Below are 10002 nucleotides of genomic sequence, written 5' to 3'. Positions count from 1 at the left end.
TGAATTGAAGACACGCCCTAGTATTGTTATTGTGAGTTCAGTATAAAGACGATACCGAGACACTGGAATGAATTTTTCGCAGCCTCTGTCGGCGCAGGCACAGCAAGCTAGGAAAGTTTATTCCAGTGTCGCGTAAAAATTTCATGTTTCTGTTTTGTTTGAAAATAACTATAAACACAATCGGCGCAATACATAACAATATAAGGCTTTAATACAGCCTTATTTTTTTGTTTAATAATAATGATTAAGTATTATCAAAAATAACAATAGATTCGCCAACCGCGTCTGCCAAATATTTTTGCTAAGTATTTCTACTAAACAACAAGGATACCCAAATGACCCAACTGACTGCGATGTTCGTGATGTTTGTTTTATATGGCGTGCTGCCAGCAGCTGGGTTGTACCTTGGATATCGTGGTATCAAAAAAGTCACGGCGCCCAAAATGCTTGAGTATAAAGCGATGCCGCAATTGGGTTATATACCTGAAAAAAGCTTGCCAGTTGAAGTCAAAACAGCGCTGGATCAAATCAATGATAAGGGCGAGAAGCTGCGGGTAATTTATGGCGATACCAATAACGATGGTAAAATTGATGATAAAGATACTGTCAATGAAACCTACGTTATGATTCAAAATCTAATGGATAGGCATGTGCCACTAGCGGTAGCCGATTATCGCCGCTTGCATGACTTAGATGTCGGGAACGGCGCCCTTGCTGATACCACGAAAATTAAGCATTCTGATGTCACGGGTAAAGAGGCGCTATTAGAAGTGCTTAGGACGATTAATACCCAATTTGATGACTTGCTGAATGCGTCCTATCATCAAGATGGACAAAAGCTACTGGCGACCAATCGATATTTGCAGCAGCGTTTTAATAATCCAACTAGCAATTCTAGACTACAACAAATTGATAATAGCGCTGTTGAAGTCCAAGCAATTGAAAACCCAGCTAATAAAGAAACTGACGTAGAAGATATTAAGCTATAAATGAGAGATGTTAATAATATCCCGAGTCTAAATGTTTATGCTGAAATAGGTTTAAAGAAGAGTAAAGTGACATGAGTATATTAATAGGCGTTGGTGTGGTTACTACTGTCAGCGTCTTTTATTTGGGTAGAAAGGGCTGGTACGCATTGCATAGAATGGTTGGCATTACTCCAGGCGTGCTGACCTATCAAGATAGTAATGCTCCCCTGTTGTTAACTTCTCTCAATTGGCAACAGTTAAATTTAAATAAAAAACATCTAGAAGTCTTATCAGATAAGCAACTGCGCCAATTGCAGCACATTGATAAAAAGGTAGCAAACTATCACAACTACCAAAACGAGTTAGAAGCGCATAATGTAATTTCAGCTATTAACGAGCAGCAATTTGTCTTACATAAAATGCTGAATATCCGCTTACCTGAAATGTTGGCCAGTCATTATCATTTAGCAAATATCAATATAAGCAATCGTACTAAAAATGGACAGAAGCAGGCTGAGGCGAGTAGGCTATTACAAGAGGTATTGGACAACATTGAGCAGCGCTTAGATGGGTTATTAGAGCGAATGGAAGAGCAACATCTACAAGAATTGCGCGTGATGAAAAATTATATTCATAGTCATGACGACTAAGCCTAAAGTTAGTGATATTTTTAAAAAACGCATAAAAACGCATAAAAAAGCGGTCAATGAATTAATCATTGACCGCTTTTTTATCACCTAGCATCAATCCCTAATAAATTAACGCTTGTTGTTACGATCACGAGTATTACGTGAACCGCGACTGGCAGGGCTACCACTGCTTTTAGGTTTAGCACTGCTAGGACGGTTATCGCTACGACTGTCAACACGGCGCGCTTTAAGCGGCTTGCTTTTGATACGTTCTTGTTTTTCTTTAGCTGCACCGTGCAAACCAGTACCGTGACGCGGTCGTAAGCTGACCAAATCGGTTAAGGTATTGATGTCTTTTTTATCGAGCTCTAGGAATCGACCGGTACGCAGCTCTTTTGGCAGCGCAATCGACCCGTAACGCGTACGTAATAGACGGCTCACTTTAAGGCCTTGTGACTCAAACAATCGGCGCACTTCGCGGTTACGACCTTCTTTTAACCTGACGTGATACCATTTATTGACACCTTCACCGCCGCCTTCTTTGATATCTTCAAACTGTGCCATGCCATCTTCTAGCATAACGCCAGCGGTTAGTGTACGAGCGATGTCTGGGGTTACTTCACCAAGTACACGTACGGCATACTCACGGGTGACTTCGCTAGACGGATGCATCAAACGGTGCGCCATCTCGCCATCATTAGTAAATAATAGCAGACCAGTCGAGTTAATATCCAAGCGCCCAACCATAACCCAGCGATCATGAGTCAATTTTGGCAAACGTTCAAAAACCGTTGGACGTCCTTCTGGATCATTGGCAGAACATACTTCGCCTTCAGGCTTGTAATAGGCTAAGACGCGGCGACGCTTTTCATTTTCGGCGGTATATTTGATCTGACGACCGTCAACACGAATCTCATCGCCTTGTTCAACGCGGTCGCCGATGGTTGCGGGTCCATTATTGACGGTCACACGCCCTGCTTTAATCACTTCTTCCATCTGACGACGTGAGCCAAGTCCCATGCGGGCGAGTGCTTTTTGCAGTTTTTCATCTTTCATAACGATATCCTTGAGTCGGTGGGTTTACATTTCTCAATGTATAAAATTAGACTGAGTATTATACGCTATTTATCGAAGTTATGTTTAAGATTAGCTTTTAAGGCTATTATAATTAACGAATAGATGATGTTTTATTAAGTATCCCTAATTGACATTAAAAATTAAAAGCTTCATAAGAAATGAATATAAATTAATTGTTACTATTGCGTAATTTTTACCAAAAATAGCCTATTATTATTCACTATTTAACCACCTATGTTATTATGGCTTTGCTTTTTTTATGGTTGGTGTAACTTTTTAGTATAGTTGTCTCAATTGCGCTCGTTGCTAGACGCTACTTATATCTGTGATTTATAAAGGTTTTTTTATGTTCTTCAATTCATCAAAGTTATTAGGTGTGGCGTCTGTGCTTATGATAGGTCTGATTTCAGGCTGTTCCAGCATTAACTCTGGCCTACAATCTGGTGATCTGCCGCCCAGTGGTTCATTCGTAGCTGCGAGTGGTATACAGTTTAATGTGCAGCCGTTAAATTTGGCGACGCTACCACCGAAGCAGGCCGTTGTTCCTAGTAGCGATTTAACGCGTTTGCTAAGAACCTCTGGGCAAGTTGATTACCGAATCTCGGAAGGTGATATTTTAGGTATTACGCTAGTAGGGTATCCAGAGATTGCGCCGCCTTTGACAAATAGTAGTAACACTGCCAACCCTTATGCTTTGGGCTTCCCTGTTGATCAACAAGGTTTTGTACAGTTTCCACTTATTGGACGTATTAAAGCCAGTGGCATGAGCGTGCCACAATTTACGGCCAATTTACAGAAACAACTGCAACGTTATCTTAAATATTCAGACCCGCAGGTCAAAATCGTTAACTACCGTGGCAATAAATTCTTTATTGATGGTGAGGTAAAACAACCGGGCGAGTTTGCTATTGCTGATGTGCCTGTGTCGCTCTATGGCGCAATTTCTATGGCCGGCGGAGCCACTCCTACGGGCGACTCAAATAATGTCGTGCTAAACCGTAACGGTACTAGCTATAACATCGGACTGGAGTCGCTGCGCCAAATGGGCGCTTCTGCTAACCAAATTTACCTGCGAGATGGCGACTCTATCCACGTCAATAGTCAAGACCGTAATAAAGTATATGTTTTAGGTGAGTTTGGTCAAGTAGAGCCAGTGCCTATTTTAGAGCAAGGTATTAGTTTGGCGCAGGTTTTGGGTGAGTCTAAAGGGCTTAATTCTGCTACAGCAAATGCGGCTAAAATATATGTGGTACGTGATAATTTAAATACACGAGCGACAGATATTTACTATGTAGATATGCAGACCATAACCAGCTTTGCGCTAGCCAATCGTTTCGAGATGCACCCGAATGATATTGTTTATGTCGATCCAACTGGCTTAACGCGTTGGAATCGTGTTATCAGCGCTATTTTACCTTCTACATCAGCTATTAGATCGCTCTCAGGCTTATAGGTATTGGGTTTATAAATAATAGGTAATAATTATTATGGCATTTGATAATATTTTAGTGGTGTGTGTCGGCAATATTTGCCGTAGTCCCATGGCAGAAGCGTTATTAAAACAACGTTACCCTCATAAAAATATCGATTCTGCAGGGGTAGGGGCTTTAGTCGGGCACTCTGCAGATCCTGCCGCGCTAGAGATTATGACTAAACAAGAAATCGATATCACTAGTCATGTCGCCAAACAAATCGATGAAGGTTTGGCAAAAAAAGCGGATTTGATTTTTACTATGTCAGACAGTCAGACCAAATGGATCGAAGAGCGCTGGCCGTTTTGTCGCGGCAAGACTTTTAAGCTCGGTCATTGGCAAGACAAAGATATTGCCGACCCCTATAAACATGAGATGAGTGCGTTTCAGACAGCATATCAAGATATTGTTGTTAGCCTAGAACAGTGGGCCGATAAAATTAGCTAAATAGCTGCTATTAAACGATTAACCTTAAGTGATGACCATACAGTTATGAATACAGATTCAAAGAACTTATCAAACGCTGCTTCTAAAGAAGATAATGACGAAATTGATCTTATGGCGCTACTGTTTGCCATTTTGCGTGGCTGGAAAGTCATTGTGTTTTTTGCTGTATTAGGGTTGGTGATAGGGATTTTGTATAGCAGATACGTCAATCCTACTTTTAAGTCGGATGCACTGATCCAAATTGAAGAGAATTCTAAGGGCGTTGCCGCATTAGGTGCGGATATTTCTGAGCTGATTGGCTCTGAAGTCAGTAAAGCCCAAGCAGAAGCAGAGCTGATAAGATCGCGTATGATCTTAGAGCCAGTGGTTAATTTGTTACATCTACGAATTCGTTTGTCCGATCCTAATATTGGCGCGTTGGATAGAATCAAGAGCAATAGTACGGATACTCAAATAAATAAACCTGAAGGAGTATCTCTTAAAACCGAAGATGGTGAAGTAAGAATTAGCCAATTTAATGTCTCACAAGAGTATTTAAATCAATCTTTTACTTTGACACGCTCCGCGACAGGGTTTTTGTTAACTAATGGTTTTGACGATTTTAAAGGTCAGATCGGTAAGGCGCATTTATTTAAAGGCACAGATGGTCAGATTCAAATCACAGTCAATGATCTTCCAGCTGATGGCTACTCGGTTAATATCACTAAGCAATCTCTTCAAACCACGACTGACCAGATAAATAGTGCCCTATCTGTGGTTGAAAAAGGCAAGCAAACAGGCATTATTCAGCTATCTATGACGGGTACTAATCAGCAACAAACCAGCTTGATATTAAAACAAATTGTCTTATCTTACATTGATCAAAATCAGTCGCGTGGTTCCGAAGAAACTACTAAAACCATTAGTTTTATGGAAACTCAGATTCCAACGTTAAAGAAAAAACTGGAAGACTCTGAAGCAGTATTTAATGATTTCCGTAAAAAGTACGGCACTATTGATGTAGGCAAAGAAGCAGAGTTGTTATTGACAGAAAACTCGCAAATCGATGCCCAACTTAATGAATTGAAGCTTAAAAAAGCGGATCTCACGACTTACTACACAGAAGAACACCCTTTGGTTGTGCAGATCAATGAGCAACTGGCGGTACTTAATGCTAGAAAAAATGAGATAGACGATACTATCGCCGGTTTACCTGAGATACAAAGAGAGTTTTTACAACTGTCAGCTGACACGACGATTAATAGAGAGATTTATCTGACGCTACTTAAAAACTATGAACAGTTAAAAATCGTTAAAGCGGGTCAAATTGGTTTCGCCCGTATCATCGATTTGCCTATCAGTACTTATAAGGCCATTGCACCAAAGAAATTGCAAATTATGATATTGGCCATGCTGTTAGGAGCGATGCTTGGAACGATGCTGGTACTGCTTAAAAATATGCTTAGAAATGTGGTCAAAGACCCTGAGCGTATTGAGGGTAAAACGGGCGTTCCTGTAGTAGCGACGATTCCACGTTCGCCACTATTGACAAGACTGCGTAAGAATAAGAAAGCACCTAATCGTTTGTTGGCTTATGTTGATAATAATAGTTTGAGCTATGAAGCTATTAAAAGCTTAAGAACGAATCTAATGTTTGGCATGCCAGTACAAGGGCGGGCTGGTCAGCGCGCCAAAGTTATCTTGATTACTGGCGAAAGCCCAGGCGTTGGTAAGTCATTTATCTCTGCAAATCTTACAGAAGTATTTGCGCAGTTAGATAAAAAAGTGCTGATTATCGATGCTGATATGCGCTTGGGTGAGCTACATAGAATGTTTAGCATGAGCCAAGATAATGGCTTGGCGGACTATTTATCACAGGATAAGACTCATTTATTAAAATCTAACGCCAAAACTACAGAAGTTATTACTAGCCAAGAGAGTAATAAACTAGCAAGCTTTATTCATTCAACAGGCATAGATAATATTGACTTTATGCCACGTGGTCAGCATCCGCGTAACCCTGCTTCATTATTAGCGAATGGCAGTTTTAATCATTTGATGGCAGAACTAAACCTACACTATGATTATATTTTAATCGACTCGCCACCAGTATTGGCCGCTTCTGACGCTATGATATTAGCCCAGCACGCTGATAAGGTATTGATGGTAACTAGATACGACGATTCTATAGAAGGGCAGCTGGTTTATGCGGTTAATCAGATGAATAAAGCCAATATAAAAGTCGACGGTATCATTCTCAACGATGTACAACAAGGGATTATGAGCAAATATAGTTATCACTATAGTTATGCTTATGGTAATAACCAATAGTTAGCTTTTTGGAAATTCTACCAAAATTCACGTTTTTAAGTGGTTGAGTGTTATGTCTACTAATTCAAAACCGTCAAGTGATTATCCATCACTTAATAGCAAAACTGGCTGGCTACAACGTATAGCCGAATACTTGTTATCGTTGCCCCGTAGCGTTAAGCGAGCGATTTTAATCACTACAGACTTGGCAATGTCTTTAGTTTGTCTGTTCTTAGCTTTGTCGTTGCGCTATGGTGATATCGCTCATAACATTAGCCCTATCATATTATTATCTTATGGTACGCTGCCCATCGTCGGTTTATATTTGATTGGTTTCTATAAAGGCGTAGCACGTGGTTTTTTAGATACGGTTATGGGTAGTGTGGCAAAGCTGTTCTTTTTGCTTATGGTGGTCTATGAGTTCGTCATTTATTTAAATCCTTTAGAAGATATACCGCGCTCCGTACCCATTATATTTCTGTTTTTCTTCTTTATCTGGTTATGGAATAGTCGTCTTATTATTCGTGAGATTTTAATGCGCTGGAGCGGTAGAGCTCAGCGTCGCCTTAAAGACGATGGTGTTTATGATAATGTTGTTATTTACGGCGCCGGAGAGGCTGGTCGAGATTTATTAGAAGGTTTAAGAAACTCACATAAATATAATGTTGTGGCTTATGTTGATGATGATCCACAGCTTGCTGGTGCTTATTTGCTCGGTAAAAAGATTTATCCGGCTCATGATTTAGTAAGCTTAGTAGAAGAATTAGATATTGCGCAGGTATTTTTGGCTATTCCTTCTATCAGCCGCGCGCAAAAAAGACAGATTATAGATAAACTTTCAGGTATTGCGATAAAGATTAAAGAATTACCAAGCCTAGAAGAAATCGCTGATGGAAAAGTGACTGTCAGTAGTATGCGCAAGGTAGATATCCTAGACGTTTTAGATCGTCAAACTGTTGAGCCTGATCTACTGTTACTACAAAAAAACATCAGTGGCAAATGTGTATTAGTCACTGGTGCTGGTGGTTCTATCGGTAGCGAGTTGTGCCGTCAAGTAATCAAGAATAAGCCAAAATGTCTCGTTCTTTATGAGCTATCTGAGTTTGCGCTTTATAGCATCCATCAAGAGCTAACCATCAAACAAGCCAATACGCCTGCTTATCAAGATATTAAAATTGTTGCGGTCATCGGTAATGTCACTAATGAATCGAACCTGCTCAGAATACTAAATCTCTATCATATCCAAACGGTTTATCATGCAGCCGCCTATAAACATGTGCCAATGGTAGAGCATAATCCTTTTGAAGGCGTTATTAATAATACCAAAGGCACGTATCACTGTGCCCGAGCGGCGATTGCAGCAAATGTAGAGACCTTTGTTCTCATTTCAACAGATAAAGCCGTAAGACCAACCAATGTGATGGGCGCATCTAAGCGTTTAGCAGAGTTGGTTTGCCAAGCGCTAAGCCAAACGGATAGCCAAACCTGTATTAGTATGGTGCGTTTTGGTAACGTTCTTGGCTCATCGGGCTCTGTTGTACCGTTATTTACTAAGCAGATAGAGCAAGGTAAGCCGATTACGGTCACTCATCCTGATGTGACTCGTTACTTTATGACGATTCCAGAGGCGGCAAATCTGGTTATCCAAGCAGGCGCAATGGCATCGGGTGGTGAAGTGTTTGTCCTCGATATGGGCGAGCCAGTTAAGATTGTTGATCTAGCGCATCGAATGATTCATTTAAGTGGCTTTGATATTAAAGATGCTGCCCATCCTGAAGGTGATATCGAAGTCATTTTTACGGGTCTTAGAGCCGGAGAAAAGCTCTATGAAGAGCTGATCATTGGTGAAGACAACATTGAATCGACTTATCATCCATTGATCATGCAAGCTATAGAACATAGCTTTCCATTAGATGAGCTTGAATCGGTATTGTTTGAGTTGAACGAAAAACAAAAAGAGTTTGATGTCCCTTGGCTAAAGCAGCGGTTTAAGCAGTTCGTCGCGGGTTATCAAGAAGGAACTAAAGCAGCATAACACTCAATAAATGCCTTAAATATTATAGCTTAGATTAACACATGAAGTGCAATACCAAATGCAAGGTGAAAAAAAGACCTAGATGCGCTAGCATCAAAGTTTTTATCCACCGACCAAAGTGAGATTGCAACCATGAGCTATACACATCTAAGCCTAGGGGAACGATACCAGATTTATGTCCTTAAAGGGGCAAAACATAGTATTAATTTTATAGCGAGGGCGTTAAACAGAAGTCCCAGTACCATATCAAGAGAGCTTAGACGCAATAAAAGCCTACGAGGTTACCGAGCAAAGCATGCTAATAACAAGGCTTGTGACAGACGGGCTAACAACGCCATAACTATTGTGGCTGACATCTGGGCATGGGTGACAGACAAGCTTAAAGAGAACTGGAGTCCTGAGCAAATATCTGGCGTTCATGCTGGTATCAGTCATATGAGCATTTATCGCTATATTTGGCGTGATAAGAGGCAGGGCGGCACATTGTGGCAGTGTCTCAGACGTAAAGCCAAACCATACCGGCAGCGTCTAACCGCTGAGACTCGAGGCCGTATCAATGACAGAGTCTCGATTCATGAGCGCCCTTGTATTGTTGAAGAACGCTCACGTATTGGTGACTGGGAAGCGGATACCGTTATCGGTCAGCATCACAAGCAAGCGATTGTCACGCTCGTTGAACGTAAAACGGGGCTGCTGAAGATGAAGCGTGTGGGTCATAAAACAGCACAGCAAGTATCAGAGGCAATGATAGAACTCTTAGCGCCAGTGAGTTTGCAGGTTAAGACCATTACCTCTGACAATGGTAAAGAGTTTGCTCAGCATAAGAAGGTGAAACAAAAGCTCTTTAGCCCTTTCTTCTTTGCCGATGCTTATGCGTCATGGCAGCGAGGAACCAACGAGAATACCAATGGCCTTATCAGAGAGTACTTGCCTAAGGGTTGTGACTTTAGACAAGTCTCTGATAATGAAATACAGGACATTGAGAACAAACTAAACAACAGACCAAGAAAACGATTAGGGTTTAAGACGCCTATGCAGGCGTTCTATAATATTAATTAGCGTTGCACTTGGTGTGTTAATCTAAG

8 protein-coding genes are annotated in these 10002 nt (G+C 40.9%); 7 read left to right on the top strand and 1 reads right to left on the bottom strand.

Annotated features, from left to right (window positions below; all coding sequences use genetic code 11):
• Nucleotides 1-335 precede the first annotated feature (335 nt).
• Together B4K26_RS09210 and B4K26_RS09205 are read left to right on the top strand one after the other, a co-directional pair.
• The gene (locus B4K26_RS09210) at nt 336-989 is read left to right on the top strand and encodes a hypothetical protein (protein WP_068404129.1); all 654 of its coding nucleotides are present in this window, start codon (nt 336-338) and stop codon (nt 987-989) included.
• Between the two features lie 71 nt (nt 990-1060).
• Nucleotides 1061-1618 carry a hypothetical protein gene (locus B4K26_RS09205; protein ID WP_296245019.1) on the top strand — a complete coding sequence of 186 codons (558 nt, stop codon included), beginning with the start codon at nt 1061-1063 and terminating at the stop codon, nt 1616-1618.
• Nucleotides 1619-1726: 108 nt separating this feature from the next.
• Here the strand turns inward: B4K26_RS09205 and rluB are convergent, their stop codons facing one another.
• Nucleotides 1727-2653: a 23S rRNA pseudouridine(2605) synthase RluB gene (rluB, locus tag B4K26_RS09200; protein ID WP_144297250.1), complete on the bottom strand. Its 927-nt coding sequence runs from the start codon at nt 2651-2653 to the stop codon at nt 1727-1729.
• Between the two features lie 367 nt (nt 2654-3020).
• Here rluB and B4K26_RS09195 point away from each other — a divergent pair, with 367 nt between their 5' ends.
• The 5 genes from B4K26_RS09195 to B4K26_RS09175 all read left to right on the top strand — a co-directional run bounded on the left by B4K26_RS09195 (nt 3021) and on the right by B4K26_RS09175 (nt 9976).
• Nucleotides 3021-4127 carry a polysaccharide biosynthesis/export family protein gene (locus B4K26_RS09195; protein ID WP_198328964.1) on the top strand — a complete coding sequence of 369 codons (1107 nt, stop codon included), beginning with the start codon at nt 3021-3023 and terminating at the stop codon, nt 4125-4127.
• 34 nt (nt 4128-4161) lie between these two features.
• Nucleotides 4162-4593, top strand: a complete 432-nt coding sequence (locus B4K26_RS09190) for a low molecular weight protein-tyrosine-phosphatase (protein WP_296238911.1) — start codon at nt 4162-4164, stop codon at nt 4591-4593.
• A 45-nt stretch (nt 4594-4638) separates the two neighbouring features.
• A complete protein-coding gene (locus B4K26_RS09185; RefSeq protein ID WP_296245014.1) occupies nt 4639-6903 on the top strand; it encodes a polysaccharide biosynthesis tyrosine autokinase in 2265 nt (754 codons plus the stop codon).
• 52 nt (nt 6904-6955) lie between these two features.
• Nucleotides 6956-8917, top strand: a complete 1962-nt coding sequence (locus B4K26_RS09180) for a polysaccharide biosynthesis protein (RefSeq protein WP_296245011.1) — start codon at nt 6956-6958, stop codon at nt 8915-8917.
• Between the two features lie 132 nt (nt 8918-9049).
• Nucleotides 9050-9976 (top strand): IS30 family transposase, encoded by a 927-nt coding sequence (locus B4K26_RS09175; protein ID WP_296245009.1) that lies wholly within the window; start codon nt 9050-9052, stop codon nt 9974-9976.
• The last annotated feature ends 26 nt before the right edge of the window (nt 9977-10002 follow it).

It is taken from the genome of Psychrobacter sp. UBA6766 (assembly GCF_002453355.1).
GTDB lineage: Bacteria > Pseudomonadota > Gammaproteobacteria > Pseudomonadales > Moraxellaceae > Psychrobacter.
The sequence above is the reverse complement of the archived record's forward strand: the minus strand, read 5'-3'. Positions and strand labels throughout refer to the sequence as shown.